This is a genomic window from Vibrio sp. Y20_XG_PY13 (genome assembly GCF_024181925.1).
GTDB classification, from domain to species: Bacteria; Pseudomonadota; Gammaproteobacteria; order Enterobacterales; family Vibrionaceae; genus Vibrio; species Vibrio parahaemolyticus.
In genome coordinates this window covers 186,107-207,056 of the sequence record NZ_JAMZAL010000005.1, presented here as the reverse complement: position 1 = coordinate 207,056, position 20,950 = coordinate 186,107, and the positions used below count along the sequence as shown (strand labels likewise).

Annotated in this window: 19 protein-coding genes; 15 read left to right on the top strand and 4 right to left on the bottom strand. The window is 45.6% G+C overall.

Annotated features, from left to right (window positions below):
- Positions 1 to 350 precede the first annotated feature (350 nt).
- From pnp to vmrA, 4 genes are all read left to right on the top strand, one after another.
- Positions 351 to 2,486 (top strand): polyribonucleotide nucleotidyltransferase, encoded by a 2,136-nt coding sequence (gene pnp / locus NL646_RS14065; RefSeq protein ID WP_005456067.1) that lies wholly within the window; start codon positions 351 to 353, stop codon positions 2,484 to 2,486.
- A gap of 180 nt (positions 2,487 to 2,666) precedes the next feature.
- On the top strand, positions 2,667 to 3,587 hold the full coding sequence (gene nlpI / locus NL646_RS14060; RefSeq protein ID WP_005481586.1) for a lipoprotein NlpI: 921 nt from the start codon (positions 2,667 to 2,669) through the stop codon (positions 3,585 to 3,587).
- A gap of 96 nt (positions 3,588 to 3,683) precedes the next feature.
- Positions 3,684 to 4,097 (top strand): MarR family winged helix-turn-helix transcriptional regulator, encoded by a 414-nt coding sequence (locus tag NL646_RS14055; RefSeq protein WP_024702430.1) that lies wholly within the window; start codon positions 3,684 to 3,686, stop codon positions 4,095 to 4,097.
- A gap of 57 nt (positions 4,098 to 4,154) precedes the next feature.
- Entirely contained in the window at positions 4,155 to 5,501 is a 1,347-nt protein-coding gene (vmrA, locus tag NL646_RS14050; protein WP_021449991.1) for a sodium-coupled multidrug efflux MATE transporter VmrA, read from the top strand.
- A 53-nt stretch (positions 5,502 to 5,554) separates the two neighbouring features.
- Here vmrA and NL646_RS14045 read toward each other — a convergent pair whose 3' ends face one another.
- The 3 genes from NL646_RS14045 to NL646_RS14035 form a co-directional block, all read right to left on the bottom strand.
- On the bottom strand, positions 5,555 to 6,433 hold the full coding sequence (locus NL646_RS14045; RefSeq protein ID WP_253664346.1) for a U32 family peptidase: 879 nt from the start codon (positions 6,431 to 6,433) through the stop codon (positions 5,555 to 5,557).
- A 20-nt stretch (positions 6,434 to 6,453) separates the two neighbouring features.
- On the bottom strand, positions 6,454 to 7,467 hold the full coding sequence (locus tag NL646_RS14040; protein ID WP_069502781.1) for a peptidase U32 family protein: 1,014 nt from the start codon (positions 7,465 to 7,467) through the stop codon (positions 6,454 to 6,456).
- 150 nt (positions 7,468 to 7,617) lie between these two features.
- Positions 7,618 to 9,657, bottom strand: a complete 2,040-nt coding sequence (locus NL646_RS14035; RefSeq protein ID WP_025505883.1) for a bifunctional diguanylate cyclase/phosphodiesterase — start codon at positions 9,655 to 9,657, stop codon at positions 7,618 to 7,620.
- 366 nt (positions 9,658 to 10,023) lie between these two features.
- On the opposite strand from NL646_RS14035, the gene NL646_RS14030 reads away from it, so the two are divergent.
- A complete protein-coding gene (locus NL646_RS14030; RefSeq protein WP_005490392.1) occupies positions 10,024 to 10,551 on the top strand; it encodes an SCP2 domain-containing protein in 528 nt (175 codons plus the stop codon).
- Complete coding sequence (locus tag NL646_RS14025) at positions 10,535 to 11,038, top strand: GNAT family N-acetyltransferase (RefSeq protein WP_017447717.1); 504 nt, start codon at positions 10,535 to 10,537, stop codon at positions 11,036 to 11,038. The genes NL646_RS14030 and NL646_RS14025 overlap by 17 nt, the downstream gene beginning before the upstream one ends.
- 67 nt (positions 11,039 to 11,105) lie before the next feature.
- Here NL646_RS14025 and NL646_RS14020 read toward each other — a convergent pair whose 3' ends face one another.
- Positions 11,106 to 11,555: a hypothetical protein gene (locus tag NL646_RS14020; protein WP_253664345.1), complete on the bottom strand. Its 450-nt coding sequence runs from the start codon at positions 11,553 to 11,555 to the stop codon at positions 11,106 to 11,108.
- A 51-nt stretch (positions 11,556 to 11,606) separates the two neighbouring features.
- Between NL646_RS14020 and NL646_RS14015 the strand changes: the two genes are divergently transcribed.
- From NL646_RS14015 to NL646_RS13975, 9 genes are all read left to right on the top strand, one after another.
- The gene (locus tag NL646_RS14015; protein WP_005456107.1) at positions 11,607 to 12,005 is read left to right on the top strand and encodes a DNA polymerase III subunit psi; all 399 of its coding nucleotides are present in this window, start codon (positions 11,607 to 11,609) and stop codon (positions 12,003 to 12,005) included.
- A 65-nt stretch (positions 12,006 to 12,070) separates the two neighbouring features.
- Entirely contained in the window at positions 12,071 to 12,526 is a 456-nt protein-coding gene (gene rimI, locus NL646_RS14010; protein ID WP_253664344.1) for a ribosomal protein S18-alanine N-acetyltransferase, read from the top strand.
- 121 nt (positions 12,527 to 12,647) lie between these two features.
- Complete coding sequence (prfC, locus tag NL646_RS14005; protein WP_140093528.1) at positions 12,648 to 14,237, top strand: peptide chain release factor 3; 1,590 nt, start codon at positions 12,648 to 12,650, stop codon at positions 14,235 to 14,237.
- A gap of 84 nt (positions 14,238 to 14,321) precedes the next feature.
- On the top strand, positions 14,322 to 14,519 hold the full coding sequence (locus tag NL646_RS14000) for a DUF5363 family protein (RefSeq protein ID WP_015297218.1): 198 nt from the start codon (positions 14,322 to 14,324) through the stop codon (positions 14,517 to 14,519).
- Positions 14,506 to 15,279 (top strand): TatD family hydrolase, encoded by a 774-nt coding sequence (locus tag NL646_RS13995; protein ID WP_023584076.1) that lies wholly within the window; start codon positions 14,506 to 14,508, stop codon positions 15,277 to 15,279. The genes NL646_RS14000 and NL646_RS13995 overlap by 14 nt, the downstream gene beginning before the upstream one ends.
- A gap of 204 nt (positions 15,280 to 15,483) precedes the next feature.
- On the top strand, positions 15,484 to 16,767 hold the full coding sequence (locus NL646_RS13990; RefSeq protein WP_005456066.1) for a NupC/NupG family nucleoside CNT transporter: 1,284 nt from the start codon (positions 15,484 to 15,486) through the stop codon (positions 16,765 to 16,767).
- Between the two features lie 581 nt (positions 16,768 to 17,348).
- Positions 17,349 to 18,125 (top strand): deoxyribose-phosphate aldolase, encoded by a 777-nt coding sequence (gene deoC, locus NL646_RS13985; RefSeq protein WP_005456105.1) that lies wholly within the window; start codon positions 17,349 to 17,351, stop codon positions 18,123 to 18,125.
- A 97-nt stretch (positions 18,126 to 18,222) separates the two neighbouring features.
- The gene (gene deoA, locus NL646_RS13980) at positions 18,223 to 19,551 is read left to right on the top strand and encodes a thymidine phosphorylase (protein WP_005494080.1); all 1,329 of its coding nucleotides are present in this window, start codon (positions 18,223 to 18,225) and stop codon (positions 19,549 to 19,551) included.
- A gap of 68 nt (positions 19,552 to 19,619) precedes the next feature.
- Positions 19,620 to 20,840, top strand: a complete 1,221-nt coding sequence (locus tag NL646_RS13975; protein ID WP_025441477.1) for a phosphopentomutase — start codon at positions 19,620 to 19,622, stop codon at positions 20,838 to 20,840.
- Positions 20,841 to 20,950 lie beyond the last annotated feature (110 nt).

Below are 20,950 nucleotides of genomic sequence, written 5' to 3'. Positions count from 1 at the left end.
CGACTGCATAGCAGTTTGTCAAAAAAGGGGCTTTATGCCCCTTTTTTGTTGCCCCTAATTTATTTTTTGACTGCTATAGCTTAGCCAAATCATCCTTAAGCCGTTATAATACTGGTGGCTTAATCTTTTGATACCGTTCTAGCTGAGTGATTAGTCGCTGTTTAGTCTGGTATATTAGATTTTTATTAAACTCATAGCATTACAGTCAACCTCGTCGACCAAAAGGTCGCGGCTATTAAAAAGAAATTTAGGTAAGTTTCTTTTCACTAGTCGCGATTCGTAATGCCTTGAGTGTTTATTAACACACCTAAGCGGCTATTTATCGGTGCGCTTAGAAACAAGGAATAACAATGTTCGAAAAACCAGTTGTTAAAACGTTCCAGTACGGTAACCACACGGTTACTCTAGAAACTGGCGTTATCGCACGTCAAGCTACAGCAGCAGTTATGGTTACAATGGACGATACAGCAGTATTCGTTTCAGTTGTTGGTAAAAAAGAAGCAGTAGCGGGTCAAGATTTCTTCCCACTAACTGTAAACTACCAAGAGCGTACTTACGCTGCAGGTAAGATCCCAGGTGGCTTCTTCAAACGTGAAGGTCGTCCATCTGAAGGCGAAACGCTAACAGCTCGTCTAATTGACCGTCCAATCCGTCCACTATTCCCGGACGCGTTCAAAAATGAAGTGCAAGTTATTGCAACGGTTGTATCTGTAAACCCAGACGTTCAACCAGATATCCCAACAATGATTGGTACATCTGCGGCTCTTGCTATCTCTGGTATTCCATTCAATGGTCCTATCGGTGCAGCACGTGTTGGTCACATCGATGGTCAGCTAGTTCTTAACCCTAGCCAAACTGAGCTAAACGCATCGCGTCTAGATCTAGTGGTTGCAGGTACAGAGTCTGCGGTACTAATGGTTGAGTCAGAAGCTGACAACCTAACTGAAGAAGAAATGCTAGCAGCAGTTGTATTCGGTCACGATCAACAACAAGTTGTAATCAACGCTATCAACGAGTTCAAAGCTGAAGTTGCGACTCCAGCTTGGGATTGGGTTGCTCCAGAAGAAAATACAGCACTTAAGACTAAGATTGCTGAACTTGCTGAAGCTAAGCTTGTTGAGGCTTACCAAATCACTGAGAAAATGGCTCGTTACGACCGCATCCATGAGATTGCAGCAGAAGTAAACGAAGCACTACTTGCTCAAGATCCTGAAGCGGATACTAAAGAAATCCACACAATCTTCCACGATCTAGAGAAGACTGTTGTACGTCGTAGCATCATCGCGGGTAACCCTCGTATCGATGGTCGTGAGAAAGACATGGTTCGTGCGCTAGACGTACGCACTGGTGTTCTTCCACGTACACACGGCTCTGCACTGTTCACTCGTGGTGAAACTCAGGCCCTAGTTACTGCGACTCTAGGTACTCAACGTGATGCACAAATCATCGATGAGCTAACTGGTGAGCGTAAAGATCACTTCCTACTACACTACAACTTCCCTCCATACTGTGTGGGTGAGACTGGTTTCGTAGGTTCTCCTAAGCGTCGTGAAATCGGCCACGGTAAACTGGCTAAGCGTGGTATTGCAGCTGTAATGCCATCTGTTGACGAGTTCCCATACACAGTTCGCGTTGTATCAGAAATCACGGAATCTAACGGTTCATCTTCAATGGCTTCTGTATGTGGTACATCTCTAGCACTTATGGATGCTGGTGTGCCAATCAAAGCATCTGTTGCGGGTATCGCGATGGGTCTTGTGAAAGAAGGCGATGACTTTGTTGTTCTTTCTGACATCCTTGGCGACGAAGACCACCTAGGTGACATGGACTTTAAAGTAGCAGGTACTAGCACTGGTGTTACTGCACTTCAAATGGACATCAAGATCGAAGGTATCACTAAAGAGATCATGCAAATTGCGCTTAACCAAGCACAAGGCGCACGTAAGCACATCCTATCTGTAATGGATGAAGCGCTTGCTGGTGCTCGTGACGATATCTCTGAGTTCGCTCCGCGTATCCACACAATGAAGATCAGCGCAGAGAAGATCAAAGACGTTATCGGTAAAGGTGGTGCAGTTATCCGTGCTCTAACTGAAGAGACTGGTACAACTATCGAAATCGAAGACGACGGTACAATCAAGATTGCAGCAACTGAAGGTGCAGCAGCGAAAGAAGCTATCCGCCGTATCGAAGAGATCACTGCTGAAGTTGAAGTAGGCCGTATCTACACTGGTAAAGTGGCTCGTCTAGCTGACTTTGGTGCGTTTGTAACGGTTCTACCAGGTAAAGATGGTCTAGTGCACATTTCTCAAATCGCTGAAAAACGCGTTGAGAAAGTGTCTGACTACCTAACTGAAGGTCAAGAAGTTCAAGTTAAAGTTCTTGAAATCGACCGTCAAGGCCGTGTTCGTCTAAGCATGAAAGAAGCGGTAGAGAAGCCTGCTGAAGAAGCAGCGGCAGAAGCACCAGCAGCGAAAGAAGAGTAATCTGAAACTCGCCTTTCGGTCTTTTATTAGCTTAAGAGCCTGAAAGCATGCTATAAAGGGGAGCATTTTCGCTCCCTTTTTTTTGGCCTGTTTCGAGGAGTTTGACCTCAAATGAGGTTATTTATCCTATAGTGCATTAAGGAAACAGACCCAAGGCGGTCCAAACAGGAGTATCAATTAGTGAAATGGTTTCAAACCGCAAGTTTATGTGTTGCTATCGCGCTGACCGGTTGTGCAAATACTTCTCAGCATTCAGCTCTGAAGTGGCTTTATCCACCAATGGCTGTGCCTTTACAACCGAGCGTTCAACAAGAAGTTCAAATTGCGCGTTTATCACAACTACTGCAGCGCCCTGATCTCAGCGATGAAGTGCGTGCCAAAATGCACTATGAACGTGGTAATTACTACGACAGTGTTGGCTTGCGTGACCTTGCTCGTTTGGATTTCAACCAATCATTGCAGTTGAACCCAGCTCAGCCAGATATATTTAATCTTCTCGGCGTTTACTTTACTCAGGTTGGAGAGTTTGATGCGGCATACGAAGCATTTGATTCAACACTCGAACTTGCACCAGATAACTCTTACGCAGAGCGTAATCGGGCGATAGCGCTATACTACGGCGGTCGTATTGATTTGGCCTTGGAAGATATGACCAAGCATTATCAAGAGATGCCAAGCGATCCATTTCGCGCATTGTGGTTATACATCATTGAAGCGGATCAAAACCCTGAGCAAGCAAAAGCAAACCTTCAGCAGCGTTACCAACAAGATCGCAGTGAAGAATGGGGTTGGGTGTTAGTCGCTCTTATGCTACGCGATGTTTCTGATGAAGCGGCTCTTGCTGCGATTATGGATGGGACGCGAGAAAACTATCGCCTTGCTCAGCGATTGACTGAAACCTATTTTTATCTCGGTAAACGTCATCAATTGGAAGGTGACATCGCCAGCGCGATTTCGTTGTATAAGCTCGCCATTTCGTTGAATGTGTACGAGTACGTTGAGCATCGTTACTCTTTCTTGGAGTTAGCACAAATTTATGACCAACTTCAGCAAGATAGGTTGGCCAAGCTAAAAGCCGCCGAGCAACAAGAACAGCAATAATGATAAAGCCGCTTCCATAAGCGGCTTTTTTACGCTTGATGATTGAGATAACTCGCTTTAGAATAGTTAGCCTTGCTAACTAATTGGTGAATCTTTATGGCTTTAGAAGAGAGTTTGATCGATTTGGAGCGTTTTTGCGCCAAAGCTTGGCGTGTTTACGCTAAAGAAGATCCATTGTCTCATCTTAGCTTTAACGAATTTGATTACTTACGCGTAATTCAGGTGTTTCCTGAAGGCGTTCGTATTACTGATCTTGCCGACGAGTTACAGGTAACCAAACCTTCTGCCTCCAATATGGTGGTGCGTTTAGAAAAGAAAGGGTTAGTGAAGCGTATTGCTTGCAATGAAGATGCTCGCGCAAAGCGTGTCTTATTGACGGAAGAGGTCGCTGAAAAAATGTCTTTAGAACAAATTGTTTATAAGGATATTTCGGATCAAATGATGCTAAAGCTAAACGAACAAGAAGCCAAACAATTGCAGTCGCTACTCAATAAAGCGCTTGGAAATTAATTCAAAAATTCATTTATTTAACTATTTAGTTAGCTTTGCTAACTATTGGTGAGAATCATGCAAAACTCCATTTATAAACAGTTTTGGAAATATACCATTCCAACTGTCGCAGCCATGTTGGTCAATGGGCTGTACCAAGTCGTCGACGGTATTTTTATTGGCCGTTACGTTGGCGCTGACGGATTGGCGGGCATCAATGTTGCTTGGCCAGTGATTGGTAGCATTCTGGGAATAGGGATGATGGTTGGTGTGGGAACGGGAGCCCTGACTTCCATCAAGCAAGGAGAGCAAGATCAACAAGGTGCGAAACGGGTCTTAACCACAGGCTTGCTATTTTTGTTGGCCTTGATGCCTATTGTCGCAACGATTCTGTTTTTCTTTGCTGATGACTTTATTCGTTGGCAAGGCGCTCAGGGGCGAGTGTATGAGTTGGGCTTGCAATATCTCCAGATACTAATCGTCGCGTGTATTTTTTCACTTGGCTCTATTGCGGTTCCATTCTTGCTACGTAACGACAACAGCCCTAACTTAGCCACAATTTTGATGGTGATAGGTGCAATCATTAACATTGTGTTGGACTATGTTTTCATTGCTTGGATGAATTGGGAGCTAACAGGAGCGGCTATTGCGACCGCATTGGCACAGATGGTTGTCACCGTGCTAGGTGTGGGCTACTTCTTCTCTTCTAAAGCGAAGTTACGTCTAACATTTAGAGAGTTGAAAGTGCAATTGGATGCTATTCCTAAAATTGTGCTTATCGGGACATCCAGCTTTTTTATGTACGCTTATGGATCTACGATGGTAGCTCTGCACAACGCGTTATTCGCACAATACGGCAGCCCGCTTTTGATCGGCGCTTACGCCATTTTAGGTTATATTGTGACGGTATATTACCTCGTGGCGGAAGGCATTGCCAATGGTATGCAGCCTTTGGTGAGCTACAACCATGGCGCACGAAATCAAGATAACATTCGTAAGTTGCTACAAATTGCTATGGGGGCATCGGTTTTAGGTGGTGTTGTGTTCGTGGTATTGATGAACCTTTTCCCTTACCAGCTCGTATCCGTCTTTAATGACGCGGATCAGCAGCTTATCGAAAGTGCTGTGGTGGGAATTCGTCTCCACATGTTCGCACTGTTTCTGGATGGTTTCTTAGTGGTAGCAGGGGCTTACTATCAATCGGTCAACAAAGGCAGTAAGGCGATGTTTGTGACGGTAGGTAATATGCTTATTCAACTGCCGTTCTTGTTCATCATGCCAAAACTGTTGGGTGTGACAGGCATTTGGATTGCATTCCCGCTATCCAACATTGCGTTAAGTCTGGTTGTGATGAGTATGCTTTGGCGTGATATCAAAAAGTTGATGGTGGATAGGCCAGTAGAACCGAGCATCCAAGCGTCTTAAGTTGGTAGCAGAAAAGCGAGGCTAGTGCCTCGCTTTTTACTTTGTCGGAAGAGTTAAATGTTCTTCACTTCTAAGCCAGCCAATTGATGCCAGTAACCGTTGCATTGGCGGCTTGATAGTTTGTCTGGGTCTGAGCCTTGCTCGTTAGAACGGAAGCGATCCAATTCTGAGAAGGTACTTACGCCTAATGGACTCAAGCGAACGACATCAACGAGTCCTTGCATGCTTGGTAGATCGTTGATCAGGTTGTAACAGTAGCCCGATTGCGTTTGGATGCCATTCAAGTTGAAGACTTCTTGTCCCTCTTGGCTACTTACTTGGATACCGGTTGGGTATTTGATGCAGCAAGTTACGCAATCATCCTTCGCTTTATTTTCTGCACGCGCCGTGAAGCAGCGAGCCGAGTAGGCTAATGGCAAATAGCCGTGGCTAAAGACTTCGACTTCGAATTTGTTGCGAATCCCTAAGTCTTCACATTGTGTCAGAGTATCGCTTAGCCATTCACGAGATAGCTCAACCGGCATACACCAACGAGTCATCCCTTGTTTTAAAAACAGGTTCAAGGTGTGTGCGTTGTAAGTGTTAATTGCTGGGCCAACAACAAATGGGACTTTGTGTTCAGACGCCAGTTGAACCGCGGACACGTCATTTGCTTCAATCGCAAAGTCACCATTATCGATATACTTCTTCATGATATTGACTTCGCTTGGTGCTTCCAACAATGCCATGGTGGAAAGCACCACTTGCTTACCGGATGCCGACAGGTCTTTGGCAATATCGAACCAATGAGCAGGTTTCATCTCGCGACGTTTTGAACAAACGGTTTCACCCAAGTAGATAATGTCTGCCGAGCTTTCTTTCGCTTGTAAGTAAAATGCTTCGATATCTTGTTTTGGCCAGAAGTACAGCAGTGGGCCAAGTGCGTATTTCATTGAATTTTCCATCTTAACCTCTACTGCCATTTACGGTGGTATGCACCCAGCGTGGTTTGCGTACCTTCAGAAACGTTCGCCAGTGCGGCATCCCAAGCTGTTTCGACTTGGTAAGCTTCTGGGTTTGCTTGGTAACGATCAATTGCTGCGCGCCAAGTGCGAGTAACTTGCTCGACATAGGCAGGGCTGCGTTGACGGCCTTCAATTTTTACCGACGCTACGTTTGCTGCAAACAGTTCAGGAAGCATAGAGAGAGTATTTAAACTGGTTGGTTCTTCCAGCGCGTGGTAACGTTTTTTCTCGCCTTCAATTTCAGCTTCAAAGCGGCCTTTACAAAGCGTTGGATAGCCTGCGTTTTCACCCGCGCAGTAACGGTCGATCAAAATGTTGTTTAATCGAGACTCCAAGCCTTGTTCAGTTTCTTGCCAGCGCACGTATTTCGCTGGAGAGCAGGCTCCGACCGTATTTGGTGATTCACCCGTCATGTAAGACGACAAGTAACAACGACCTTCAGACATGATGCACAGACTGCCAAACGCAAATACTTCCAGCTCGACATCACTGGTGATGTTACGCGACAGTTGTTTCACCTGATGAATGGACAACACACGAGGCAATACCACACGTTTAACGTTGAAGTTTTGCTTGTAGAAATCAATTGCAGCTACGTTGGTAGCAGAAGCTTGCACGGAAAGGTGTAGCTCAAGCTCAGGGTATTTGCGAGCAGCGTACTCAAGAACAGCAATGTCAGCGACAATCAGTGCATCTACGCCCAATGCCGCTGCGTTATCGACGGCGTTCGTCCAGCGTTCAAAACCGTTTGGATGAGCAAAGGTATTGAGTGCAACGTGGATCTTTTTGTTGTGGTCATGCACATATTGCACGGCCTTTTCTAGTTTTTTACCGTTGAAGTTCAAACCAGCAAAGTGACGCGCGTTGGTATCGTCTTTGAAGCCGATGTACACGGCATCTGCACCGCAATCAATCGCGGTTTTTAGCGCAGGCAGGTTACCCGCAGGACACAAGAGTTCCATATGCTCACAATCATAGAGAAGGAAAAGGTGCCCGCATTTTATGAAGAATTATGAATAGCTAATTTGACCTAAGTTAGGTTTAGCTCAATAAACTCAATATTTACCCCTTGAGAGTAGGGGTAAAGGTTTGATTTGACGAAGTAGGGGGGATCAGTTTTTGTGGCGGCGGTTTTGCACAAACAACTCTTCGATTTCATGTTTTGGCTGAGGTCGGTAGAAATGAAAACCTTGAATCGAGTTGCATTGAAGGTTGGAAAGCAAAGTAGCTTGCTGATGCGTTTCTACGCCTTCTGCAACGACCGTTAATTCCAAAGATTTGCCCAAGTTGATGATGTTCTCGATGACGGTCACCTGTTTTGGCAGGGCATCAATGTCATTAATGAACGCACGGTCGATTTTTAGTTCATCAATCGGGAAACGAGCTAAATAAGACAGCGACGAGTACCCAGTACCAAAGTCGTCGATCGACAAAGCAAAGCCCAGCTTTTTAATCGCATTCAGCATTTGCAGCGTATGTTCGCTGTCACTCATCACCGCGCTTTCCGTTAGCTCAAACGTGATGCAACTTGGATCAAGTTCGGTTGTGCGCAGCAGCTTCTCCATAAAGTCGATCAACTGAGGGTTGCCAAACTGTTCTGGAGACAGGTTGATCGCGACGCGACCCGGCAAAATGCCTTGTTGCTTCCAGCGTTTTACGGTGTTGAATACATCACGCATCACCACGCGGCCCAGATGCTCAATCAAACCTGCTCGTTCCGCCACAGGAATAAATGATCCTGGGCTAATGTAGCCCTCAACCGGATGTTTCCAACGTACTAAAGCCTCTGCGCCATTGATACTGAAATCACGGGCGTTCACTTTGGGCTGATACCAAACTTCGAGACCATTTTGCTGCAGGGCTTTTTGCAGTTCGATTTCGAGCCACAAACGCATACGCGCTTCTTTGTTCATTTGGTCATTGAATTTGATCAGACGGTTTCGCCCGCGATCTTTGGCTTCGTACATCGCGGTATCGGCGTTTTGTAGCAAGATACGAGCATCCTGCCCATCTTCCGGATAGCGGACGCTACCAATTGAGCAGGCAAGACGTTTACTGAAATGGTGCAGATCAAAAGGTTGGTTTATCAAAGAAATAATGCGATCTGATAACACTTCTGCCATGCGTGAGTTTTCTGGCTCAGGAAGAATGATGCCGAACTCATCACCGCCAAGATGGCCGATGATCGCTTGGTTTGGCAGCAGTCGTTTTAAACGCGCAGAAACTTCTTGGATGACTTTGTCACCGATGTGATGACCCAGCGAGTCATTAATGTTCTTAAAGTTATCGATATCGAGGTAAAACACCAATAGCGGTGTTTGGCTTTTGATCAGTTGTTCTAGGCGCTTGGTGAAACCAAATCGGTTATACAGTTTGGTTAAAGAGTCGATATGAGAATCTTCACTGGAGGCCGACGACAAGTGTTTTGGTGTGTCATCCGCATCTTGGATAAGAATAATTTGAGATTCACTGCCTAGAATTGCCGTCGAGTCCGCATGCAATTGGACTCTGCGCTCAAATCCGCAACGCGCGCTAGTCAGGCAAACAAACGGTTTGTCCGAAATAAGCGTGCTGAGTCGGTGACTGAAAACTTTTTTGGTGTTTTCGTCGATGAACAGACGAGAGAGCTCTTCACCGAGCAGCTCGTGAGGGGAGTTAAGCCCAAGCAAACGAGCCGAGGCAGGGTTTGCTGAGATGATGGTGTCATCTTCAATCAGCAGCAGGCCATCGGGCAATAGTTGGGTCAGCTTGGCAAATTTGTTTTCGGCTTCTTCCAGAGAGCGGACAAGTATTTGCTTTTCGGAGGTGTCGACGGCGTGAAACACCACGAAACGTACCTCGTTACCTTCATACACTGGTGACAAACTAAAGTGAAGGCTGGTCTCTAAATCGGTTTCATCTAAGGTAATTTCAGCTTCGACATGCACGCCTTTGAATGCGCGTTGGTAGTAAGGTGCCAGCTTCTTATAAAACTGCTCACCTAGCACCTGGCAATCGTTTAACCCGATGATTTCTTCATGATTTAAGCCTGCAATATCGCAATAGCGGTCACTCACCATTCGATAATTGTGTTTTTTATCAAGAATGGCAAAAAAGAAAGGGCTATTTGAGGTTAGCGTGGCAAACCAATGTTGTAATTGCTGGGAAGGCATTAGGGTATTACCGATCTCCAATGAGCCAGATTAATTCGTCCGTGTAATCAAAAGCGCTACCCTGGCGAACATGCCGCCGTGCTTCTCAAGCCTGCATAGTGAGTCATTTTTAAGTGGTTGACTCGGCTTTATTCTGTGACTTGATATCACGAGGATACGCTCGGATAACTATAACTTTGAAAATACGGTTATTAAAGCGTTTATCAAGCTGTTCGCATCAATAATACACGTAAGGTCAAAAAACGACACGTTAGTGGACAATAAACCACCAACTGAAAACAAACAGTTTATTGATACATAACAGGTATCGCGGTGGTGCGATTGCGTAATATGAGCGACCTAATGACAAAGTAACGGATAATGAACGTGTTAAACAAGATTCGCAGTCAACTAGTAAAGAACGCAGCCAACATTTTGCGTTCTCCAGTCCAGTTATTACCACAAACAGTTCAACAAAAAGCCTTGCTTGAAGGGCTGAAAATGGTATTCAAAGAAGCGTTAGAAGATGGCGACTTTGAATTCCTTGAAGACAAGTGGTTAAAAGTTGCGATTAAAGACTTGAACTTAGCATGGTACATCAGCTATCAAGATGAAAAATTAGTCGTCGCTGAAAAACCAGTTCAGGAAGATGTGAGTTTTAGTGGTAATCTAAACGACCTAGTACTGATTGCTGGTCGTAAAGAAGACCCTGATACACTGTTCTTCCAACGTCGCCTCTCAATTGAAGGTGACACTGAGCTTGGCTTAGAAGTGAAAAACTTGATGGACAGTGTCGACTTAGAGCAGTTACCAAAAGCAATGCAAGTAGCGCTGAACCAACTGGCTGACTTTGTCCAAAAAGGGGTTCAAGAGCCTGCACAACAACCCGGAGTAGCGAATGCTTATTCGAACTGAAGCCCCTGCGGACATTCTGACCATTGACCGCCTATTGAAACATGCGTTTCCAACCGATGCAGAAGCCAACTTGGTGATGCGTTTACGTGAAAACGGCAAGCTGACCTTGTCGCTGGTGGCGTGTACGGATGAAGGTGAGGTAATTGGCCATGCTTTATTTAGCCCAGTTACATTAAATGGTGAAGATTTGTCGTGGCAAGGGCTTGCACCATTGGCTGTTCATGAGGACTATCGCCGTCAAGGCATTGGTGCTGAACTCATTAAAGAAGGTTTCGAATCTTTGCGTGATTTCGGTTATCCAGTCTGTGTCGTGTTGGGTGAACCTAACTACTATGCACGACAAGGTTTCAATGCTGGTGAAGAGATGGGCTTTGAATGCGCTTGGGAAGTGCCTGAAGGTGCGTTTCGAGTAGCTGAACTCGTCGAGGGCCAATGTGCAGGACGTTCTGGACGCATTGATTACGCGCCTGAGTTCTCAGAGCTTTAAATACTGAAACAGCCCGCTGAAATAGCGGGCTGTTTGCTTTTCATCAGTCAATCGACAAGCATGACGTTTATTGAGCGTTTTTGGTTCTCTTTTTACCCCAGATTTCGACTTTTGCTTTTCTGCTGACACCCAGCACGTCGAGCTTCATGTTTCCCCAACTGCTGTATTTCATTTCAAGGTGCTTAAGTTTCGCGTCCTCCGCTCCTGGTAGTGTCCAAGCTCGCGTTGACATTCCGTTGGTGAGCGTGCCCATTGATGTGAGTTTTTTCTCGCTGCCGTCGGTCATGGTGACTTTGATGTCTTTTAAATCGACGGTGCCTTGAATGCACTTTATTTTGATTTTACTGAAGTTACGGTTTTTGAGCAGACTATTTGGCGTAACGGTGTCTGTCTCCGTTTGGAAGTTGACGGTATTGGTTGCGATCAGCTCCCAGTCATCATTATTGCTGCTCGCAAATGTGGAAAAACTGATGGTCGCTACCATCATCACAGTAAAGAGTGATTGGAAAAGCTTCATAACACCTCTGACTTTTTGATAGGATTGCCTCGTTCAAACAGGTGACGAAAAATGTCAATTAACGAGAAACAGTATTTACACGAAATGGGAATCACCTCGTGGGAGTTGATTCATCCAGAAAGGTTGGCAGGCTATCAACCGCCAACTATAGATTTGCCAAGTTCTTGCAAACTTCTGCTGGTCTCACCCATCTGTCCTACGAATGAGACAGCGATACTGTTCGAGAAGATACTTAAAAGTATGAAATTAACGCTTGAACAAGCCATGCATATCGAGCCTGAGCGCCTTGCAATGCTTGGTGAACATCAGTTGGAGTGGGTATGGTTTGCAGGCTGTGAAAGTAACAGTATGGAAAATGCTAAGCAGCTAACCTCGCCGTTATTGCAAGACATTGATGGCAACAATGAACAAAAACGCGCACTTTGGCAGCAAATTTGTTCTTACTCGTAACGTTTGTAAAAGATCGAATACCAAGCTCTATTGTGGCGCGGTATTTCGACCTAATAGGTTAAATCATGACGATTGAAATTCTCCCAATGTACAGTGAGCATGTGGAGCAAGTTTGGCAAATTGAACAGCAAGCGCATTCTCACCCATGGGCAGAGTCGTTAGTGCGCGATTTGTCGAGTCGCGGTGCGTGCCATCACGTGATGGTCGAAGACGGCTCGGTAGTTGGCTACTTTTATGCACAAAATATTGTGGGTGAAGTTACGTTACTCAATATTGCGGTTGCCCCTGCTCTACAAGGAAAAGGCTACGGTCAAAAGTTATTGGATGCCTTTCTGAATCACTGTGAGCTAGCCAAAGCAGACAGCGCGTGGCTAGAAGTAAGAGAAAGTAACCATCCTGCGATTCATATTTATGAGCAAGCTGGTTTTAACGAAGTGGATCGTCGTTATGATTATTATCCAGCCAAAACAGGCAATGGAAAAGAAGACGCGATCATCATGAGTTATCTCTTCTTTAACTAGACGCACTACTCGGGAAGTTGCCCCTAAAGCAATAATAGGCGAGAATACCGCGCAAAATTGAATCTACAAAAAGCGTGTTTGCTTTTCAGCAGGCATTCAGACATCAAAGAAGACCAGTTTCATGTCAAATACACCTTTTCTAAGCGAAGTTTCTAAACGTAGAACGTTTGCTATTATTTCTCACCCGGATGCGGGTAAAACAACCATTACCGAAAAAGTCCTTTTATTCGGAAACGCGATCCAAAAAGCAGGTACTGTAAAAGGTCGTGGTAATGCACAGCACGCAAAATCTGACTGGATGGAAATGGAAAAGGAACGTGGTATCTCGGTAACCACTTCTGTGATGCAGTTCCCGTACAACAATTGCCTAGTAAACCTGCTTGATACTCCAGGACACGAAGACTTCTCAGAAGATACTTACCGTACTCTAACGGCAGTTGACTCGTGTTTGATGGTTATCGATGCGGCGAAAGGTGTCGAGGATCGTACTCGTAAGCTAATGGAAGTAACACGTCTACGTGATACGCCAATCGTAACTTTCATGAACAAACTTGACCGTGACGTTCGTGATCCAATGGAAGTATTGGACGAAGTAGAAAACGAATTGGGTATGATGTGTGCACCGATCACTTGGCCGATCGGCTGTGGTAAAGAATTTAAAGGTGTTTACCACATTCACCGTGACGAAACGATCCTTTATGAATCTGGCCACGGTCATGAAATTCAAGAAGTTCGTATCATCAAAGGTTTGGATAACCCAGAACTTGATGAAAAAGTTGGTGAAAGCCTAGCGGCAAGCGTTCGTGAAGAGCTTGAGCTTGTAATGGGTGCATGTCCTGAGTTTGATAAAGAACTGTTCCTAACGGGTGAACTGACACCAGTTTATTTCGGTACCGCACTGGGTAACTTTGGTGTTGACCATATGCTAGACGGTCTGACTGAATGGGCGCCAGCACCGAAAACGCGTCAAGCGGTTGAGCGTGATGTTGAAGCGACAGAAGACAAGTTCTCTGGCTTCGTATTCAAGATCCAAGCAAACATGGACCCTAAACACCGTGACCGTATCGCATTCATGCGCATCGTATCGGGTACTTACACTCAAGGCATGAAGATGAACCACGTTCGTCTAGGCAAACAAGTAAGTATCTCTGATGCGGTAACCTTCATGGCTGGTGACCGTTCACGAGCAGAACACGCTTACGCGGGTGACATCATTGGTCTGCATAACCACGGCACTATTCAAATTGGTGATACTTTCACGCAAGGAGAGTCTCTGAAGTTCTCTGGTATTCCAAACTTTGCGCCTGAATTGTTCCGTCGTATTCGTTTGAAAGATCCATTGAAGCAGAAGCAGCTACTAAAAGGCTTGGTTCAGCTTTCTGAAGAAGGTGCGGTACAGGTATTCCGTCCACTGCAAAACAACGATCTGATCGTTGGTGCGGTAGGTGTGCTTCAGTTTGACGTGGTTGTGGCTCGCTTGAAGTCAGAATACAACGTTGAAGCAATCTACGAAGGCGTTAACGTAGCGACAGCTCGTTGGGTTGAGTGTGGCGATGCGAAGAAACTGGATGAGTTCCAGCGTAAGAACCAAGCGAACTTAGCATTGGATGGTGGTGACAACCTAACGTACATTGCCCCAACTATGGTTAACTTGAACCTTGCAAAAGAACGCTTCCCAGACGTTGAATTCCGTGCGACTCGCGAGCACTAATCAACCGCCGCGTTAAAGCAACTAGATTTTAAAACGCCCTTGGCTATAGACTTAGTCAAGGGCGTTTTTATATAAGGAAGAAAAATGAACTGGTTCAAACGTGGGTTAAAGCGTTACGACGATTGGTGTAAACAAATGGGATTAACGCCCGATCAAAAACGCAGCTGCGTCCCATATCGAAAAGATCCTGCCCATCAAAACGAAGAGAAGGGCGAAGCTATGTCTTTTTCTGACTCTCCGTCTGCTGGCGTCGATAAAAAGTCTCAAGATGAAGTTCTTTGATACGCACTGCCACTTTGATTTTGATGTGTTTCAAGATGACTTTGCGCATCAACTTGAGCTTGCTCAAACGCAAGGCGTCGCAAGAATTCTGATTCCTTCCGTCGGCCCGCAAAATTGGGCTCGTATTCAAACGTTGGCAGAGCAACACGCCAATTTGTATTACGCGCTCGGTTTTCATCCGTATTTTCTAGAAGATAACGTTGAGCAACACCTTTCAGAACTAGAACGCTATCTCAACCAAAAATCGCCACAGTGTGTGGCAATCGGAGAGTGCGGACTAGACTTTGCAGTTAACGTAGATCCTGAGCTACAAGAAAGGGCGCTTGAAACTCAATTTGAGCTGGCAAGGCGTTTCAATCTTCCTGTCATTTTGCACAGCCGGAAAGCACACAATCGACTCATTCAAATGGTCAAAGCGGCGAAGTTACCTCGTGGTGGCGTTTTGCACGCGTTTGCTGGTAGTTATCAGCAGGGAATGGAGTGGGTCAGATTAGGTTTTTTCATCGGTGTTGGTGGAACCATTACCTATCCGAGAGCCCATAAAACTCGCGACGCGATTCAAAGATTACCACTCGAAAATCTGGTTATAGAAACGGATGCTCCAGATATGCCTATACTTGGTTATCAAGGGGAGCCGAATCACCCTGCCAAACTCATTCATGTATTCAATGAGCTCGCAGAGTTGCATAGTGTGCGAAAGCAATCGATTGCCACTCAGCTGTGGGAAAATAGCAATTTTGCTTTCTCTATCTGTGAATAAAATCTAAAGATGTAGTCTGAAATAGAAAACGTTTCCCTGCTTATTGTGAGATAACTCACAAAGGTGGGTGAATCAATGATGAATCTTATAAGAAAGTGTGAGGGTGGCATTACTTTAATTGATTCTGCGTGAGTATAATTGCCCCCGCTTTATAGCTCCATTTTGTAACACGCCAATAAATAACTTATAAGGAAGTCATAAACTATGAGCCTGTTTATGAGCCTAGTCGGTATGGTAGTGCTTCTTGCTATTGCATTTGCATTTTCTAATAACCGTAAAGCTATCAATCTAAGAACTGTGGGTGGCGCATTCGCTATCCAATTCGCATTAGGTGCATTCGTACTTTATGTACCTTGGGGCCGTGATCTACTGAACGGTTTCTCTACTGGTGTTTCTAACGTTATCAACTACGGTAACAATGGTTCATCGTTCCTATTCGGTGGTCTTGTTTCTGACAAGATGTTCGAAGTATTCGGCGGCGGCGGTTTCATCTTCGCTTTCCGTGTTCTTCCTACACTGATCTTCTTCTCAGCACTGATTTCAGTTCTTTACTACGTTGGCGTAATGCAGTGGGTTATCAAGATTCTTGGTGGTGCACTTCAAAAAGCGCTTGGTACTTCTCGTGCGGAATCAATGTCAGCAGCAGCTAACATCTTCGTAGGTCAAACTGAAGCACCTCTAGTAGTTCGTCCATTCGTTCCAAAAATGACTCAATCTGAGCTATTCGCGGTAATGTGTGGTGGTCTAGCTTCTGTAGCTGGTGGTGTACTAGCAGGTTACGCATCTATGGGTGTTCCTCTAGAGTACCTAGTAGCAGCATCATTCATGGCGGCACCAGGTGGTCTACTGTTCGCTAAGATTCTTCACCCAGAGACTGATCAGCCTCACGAAGATATCGAAGAAGCAATGGACGGTGGCGACGACAAACCAGCTAACGTAATCGACGCAGCAGCGGGCGGTGCGGCTTCTGGTCTACAACTTGCGCTAAACGTAGGTGCAATGCTAATCGCATTCGTTGGTCTGATTGCTCTAGTTAACGGTATGCTAGGTGGCATCGGTGGTTGGTTCGGTATGCCTGAGCTAACTCTAGAACTAATCCTAGGTTACGCATTCTCTCCACTAGCATTCCTAATCGGTGTTCCATGGAACGAAGCTGTTGTTGCTGGTTCATTCATCGGTCAGAAACTAGTTATCAATGAATTCGTTGCTTACTTGAACTTCACACCTTACCTAGGTGACAGCGCTCAAGTAGTAGCAGCAACTGGTGAAGTAATGTCTGAGAAGACAACCGCTATCATCTCATTCGCACTATGTGGCTTCGCGAACCTTTCTTCTATCGCGATCCTACTTGGTGGTCTAGGTAGCCTTGCACCAAACCGTCGTTCAGATATCGCTCGCATGGGTATCAAAGCAGTTCTTGCAGGTACGTTGTCTAACCTTATGGCAGCGACAATTGCAGGCTTCTGCCTAAGCCTTGCAGCATTTTAATTAGAATCGGTTCTTAATATATAGACGCCGTTTTAAACCATGCCCTGTAGCAAGAGATTGCTGCGGGGCATTTTTCGTTTTTCAGGACCAAAATTTTTACGCTGAGTAAACCCAAGACATTGGTTTACGCAGCGAATGGAATAGCGGCTTGGAAATTTTGAGATACAAACCGTTTGCGCTCTATTTGGTGCTACAGTTTTGCGGTGAATATCTATAATGTAGTAATCACGAGATCATGGTTACGATAACCACTTAATCATAGAGTGAATATTACATACTCGATGGGCAAATGAATTGCCCTGCAATATCAGATCTAATAGGCGTTTCGCTGTGTGATGTGATATTAAAGACACCGCAATCATAGATTGTTGTGCCATAGGCCAAACTGGTACTGTGCGGTGACAAGGATAGCAATTGGCATATGAATTTTTCGCTGTATATGCCGAGTCTTCAGGGAACCAAGTCCGTTCATAAATAGACTGTTTAGCCAATTTCTCACACTATCTCGACTTGTTGATTATAGTTAGAGAAGTGATGTGAGGCTGAGTAGTGAATTTTTTGAATATTGATCGGAGATAGAAATGAGCGATTTAAAAGCAGCAGCGCTACGTGCACTAAAACTTATGGACCTAACTACGCTGAATGATGATGACACTGATGCAAAAGTGATCTCACTATGTCATGACGCGAAAACAGCAGTAGGCAACACAGCTGCAATCTGTATTTACCCTCGCTTTATTCCTATTGCTAAGAAGACACTTCGTGAGCAAGGTACGCCAGAAGTTCGCATTGCAACAGTAACGAACTTCCCACACGGTAACGACGATATCGACATCGCAGTTGCTGAAACAAAAGCGGCTGTTGCTTACGGTGCAGACGAAGTTGACGTAGTTTTCCCATACCGCGCGCTAATGGCGGGTGATGAGAAAGTAGGCTTCGAACTAGTTAAGCAATGTAAAGAAGCTTGTGGTGACATTCTTCTTAAAGTGATCATCGAAACTGGTGAACTAAAAGAAGAAGCACTAATCAAGAAAGCATCTCAAATCTGTATTGAAGCAGGTGCTGACTTCATTAAAACTTCAACTGGTAAAGTGCCAGTAAACGCAACACCAGAATACGCTCGCATGATGCTTGAAGTTATTCGCGACATGGGTGTTGCAGAAACTGTTGGTTTCAAACCAGCAGGTGGTGTGCGCACTGCTGAAGACGCAGCGGCATACCTAGCAATGGCTGACGAAATCCTAGGTGACAACTGGGTTGATGCTCGTCACTACCGTTTTGGTGCGTCTAGCCTGCTAACCAACCTACTAAATACATTAGAAGTATCGGACGACGTCGCTGATCCAACAGCGTACTAATTCCAATAATACGTCTGAACGGTAGCACCTAAACGGGTGCTACCAAACCTCTTCTATCCTACTACAACCATGGCTCAAAAGAGCTTGGGAGGCACTAATGTATTTACCACAAGAAATCATTCGTAAAAAACGTGACGGCGAAGTCCTAACAGCCGACGAAATCAACTTCTTTATTCAAGGCGTAGCGAACAACACGGTATCTGAAGGTCAGATTGCGGCGTTTGCTATGACGATTTTCTTTAATGAAATGACCATGGATGAGCGCATCGCCCTAACGTGTGCAATGCGTGACTCAGGTATGGTTATCGACTGGAGCCACATGAACTTCGGTGGTCCAATTGTCGACAAACACTCAACCGGTGGTGTAGGTGACGTAACTTCTCTGATGCTTGGCCCTATGGTGGCAGCATGTGGCGGTTTCGTACCTATGATCTCTGGTCGTGGCCTTGGCCACACAGGCGGCACGCTAGATAAACTTGAAGCGATTCCTGGCTACAACATCACACCAACGAACGAAGTTTTTGGTCAAGTAACCAAAGATGCGGGTGTGGCGATCATCGGTCAAACGGGTGATCTTGCTCCGGCAGATAAGCGCGTGTACGCGACTCGTGATATCACGGCTACCGTAGACAACATCTCTCTGATCACGGCATCGATCCTGTCTAAGAAATTGGCAGCGGGTCTGGAATCTCTAGTGATGGACGTAAAAGTCGGTTCTGGCGCATTTATGCCAACTTACGAAGCGTCTGAAGAGCTAGCAAAATCTATCGTTGCTGTAGCAAATGGTGCAGGCACGAAGACTACCGCAATCCTTACGGACATGAACCAAGTACTGGCTTCTTCTGCGGGTAACGCGGTGGAAGTTCGTGAAGCGGTTCGTTTCCTAACAGGTGAATACCGCAACCCGCGTCTACTTGAAGTGACGATGGCATCATGTGCTGAAATGCTCGTGCTTGGCAAACTGGCTGAGAACACAGATGACGCACGCGCGAAACTGATGGAAGTGCTAGACAACGGTAAAGCAGCAGCTTGCTTCGGCAAAATGGTTGCGGGTCTTGGCGGTCCAGCTGACTTCGTAGAAAACTACGACAACTACCTAGAAAAAGCAGAAATCATCAAGCCAGTTTACGCGACAGAAACAGGCATTGTCTCTGCAATGGACACGCGTGCTATCGGCATGGCTGTGGTTTCTATGGGTGGCGGTCGCCGTGTTGCAACTGATGAAATCGACTACGCGGTAGGTTTTGATAACTTCATCCGATTGGGTGAAGTTGCTGATAGCGATAAACCTCTAGCAGTTATCCATGCTCGCAGTGAAGAGCAGTGGGAAGAAGCGGCAAAAGCACTACGCAGTGCAATCAAAGTGGGTGGTGAATACACGCCAACTCCAGAGGTTTACCGTCAAATTCGTGCAGAAGACATCTAAAAGATTAAGTAATTACATAAGGCCTACTCAACCATAATAATTCGCCGAGTGGGCCTAAGGAAAGAGCAATGAAAAGAGCATTTATTTTAGTACTAGACTCATTCGGTATCGGTGCAACTGCTGATGCAAAAGAATTTGGTGATGTAGGTTCAGACACTCTAGGTCATATTGCTGACCAGTGTGAAAAAGGCTTAGCAGATAACGACAAACGTCAAGGCGCACTTCGCCTTCCAAACCTATCTAAGCTTGGTTTGGCGATGGCACACAAAGAATCAACAGGTCGCTTTGCTCCTGGCCTAGAGGCTGAAGCAGAAATCATCGGTGCTTACGGCCACGCTGCTGAGCTTTCTTCTGGTAAAGACACTCCGTCTGGTCACTGGGAAATTGCTGGCGTACCAGTTCTGTTTGACTGGGGCTACTTCACAGATAAAGCAAACAGCTTCCCTAAAGAGCTGACTGACCGCATTCTTGAGCGTGCAGGTCTAGATGGCTTCCTAGGTAACTGCCACGCATCTGGTACTCAAGTTCTTGATGACCTTGGTGAAGAACACATGAAGACTGGCCAGCCAATCTTCTACACCTCTGCGGACTCTGTATTCCAAATCGCATGTCACGAAGAGACATTCGGTCTAGATCGTCTACTAGAGCTTTGCCAAATTGCTCGTGAAGAACTAGAAGATTACAACATCGGCCGTGTAATCGCGCGTCCATTCATCGGTCCTGGTAAAGGTCAATTTGAGCGTACGGGTAACCGTCGTGACCTATCTGTAGAGCCACCATCAGCAACGGTTCTACAAAAGTTAGTCGAAGAGAAACAAGGCAATGTGGTTTCTATCGGTAAGATTGCAGACATCTACGCAAACTGCGGTATCACCAAGAAAGTGAAAGCGACAGGTATTCCTGCATTGTTCGAAGCAACGCTAGAGCAAATCAAAGAAGCGGGTGATAACACCATCGTATTCACTAACTTTGTTGATTTCGACTCCGCTTACGGCCACCGCCGTGATGTAGCGGGTTACGCTGCGGCGCTTGAGTACTTTGATGGTCGCATCAACGAAGTGCTCGAACTGATGGGTGAAGATGACGTGCTAATCCTAACGGCTGACCACGGTTGTGACCCAACATGGCCAGGTACTGACCATACTCGTGAGCACATTCCAGTATTGGTTTACGGTCAAAAAGTGCCAGCTGGCTCTCTTGGCCGTCGCGAAACATTCGCAGATATCGGCCAAACATTGGCGAGCTACTTCGGTACTTCTCCAATGGATTACGGTAAGAATTTCCTATAATTAGGATATTAAAAACTAGGAGCTGAGTGCTCCTAGTTTTATGTTTGCAGTATGCAAGTACTGCTTGTCGGAAATGAGAATACTCTGGCTTACATCGCCTTAAGCGCGGA

Bases quoted from the DNA above. Each gene is read 5' to 3' on its own strand.
- rimI (WP_253664344.1), top strand. From the start codon at position 12,071: ATGACGATTGAAATTCTCCCAATGTACAGTGAGCATGTGGAGCAAGTT.
- NL646_RS14055 (WP_024702430.1), top strand. From the start codon at position 3,684: ATGGCTTTAGAAGAGAGTTTGATCGATTTGGAGCGTTTTTGCGCCAAA.
- NL646_RS13975 (WP_025441477.1), top strand. From the start codon at position 19,620: ATGAAAAGAGCATTTATTTTAGTACTAGACTCATTCGGTATCGGTGCA.
- prfC (WP_140093528.1), top strand. From the start codon at position 12,648: ATGTCAAATACACCTTTTCTAAGCGAAGTTTCTAAACGTAGAACGTTT.
- NL646_RS13995 (WP_023584076.1), top strand. From the start codon at position 14,506: ATGAAGTTCTTTGATACGCACTGCCACTTTGATTTTGATGTGTTTCAA.
- NL646_RS14020 (WP_253664345.1), bottom strand. From the start codon at position 11,555: ATGAAGCTTTTCCAATCACTCTTTACTGTGATGATGGTAGCGACCATC.
- NL646_RS14015 (WP_005456107.1), top strand. From the start codon at position 11,607: ATGTCAATTAACGAGAAACAGTATTTACACGAAATGGGAATCACCTCG.
- pnp (WP_005456067.1), top strand. From the start codon at position 351: ATGTTCGAAAAACCAGTTGTTAAAACGTTCCAGTACGGTAACCACACG.
- NL646_RS14040 (WP_069502781.1), bottom strand. From the start codon at position 7,467: ATGGAACTCTTGTGTCCTGCGGGTAACCTGCCTGCGCTAAAAACCGCG.
- deoC (WP_005456105.1), top strand. From the start codon at position 17,349: ATGAGCGATTTAAAAGCAGCAGCGCTACGTGCACTAAAACTTATGGAC.
- NL646_RS14045 (WP_253664346.1), bottom strand. From the start codon at position 6,433: ATGAAATACGCACTTGGCCCACTGCTGTACTTCTGGCCAAAACAAGAT.
- vmrA (WP_021449991.1), top strand. From the start codon at position 4,155: ATGCAAAACTCCATTTATAAACAGTTTTGGAAATATACCATTCCAACT.
- NL646_RS14000 (WP_015297218.1), top strand. From the start codon at position 14,322: ATGAACTGGTTCAAACGTGGGTTAAAGCGTTACGACGATTGGTGTAAA.
- deoA (WP_005494080.1), top strand. From the start codon at position 18,223: ATGTATTTACCACAAGAAATCATTCGTAAAAAACGTGACGGCGAAGTC.
- NL646_RS13990 (WP_005456066.1), top strand. From the start codon at position 15,484: ATGAGCCTGTTTATGAGCCTAGTCGGTATGGTAGTGCTTCTTGCTATT.
- NL646_RS14035 (WP_025505883.1), bottom strand. From the start codon at position 9,657: ATGCCTTCCCAGCAATTACAACATTGGTTTGCCACGCTAACCTCAAAT.
- NL646_RS14025 (WP_017447717.1), top strand. From the start codon at position 10,535: ATGCTTATTCGAACTGAAGCCCCTGCGGACATTCTGACCATTGACCGC.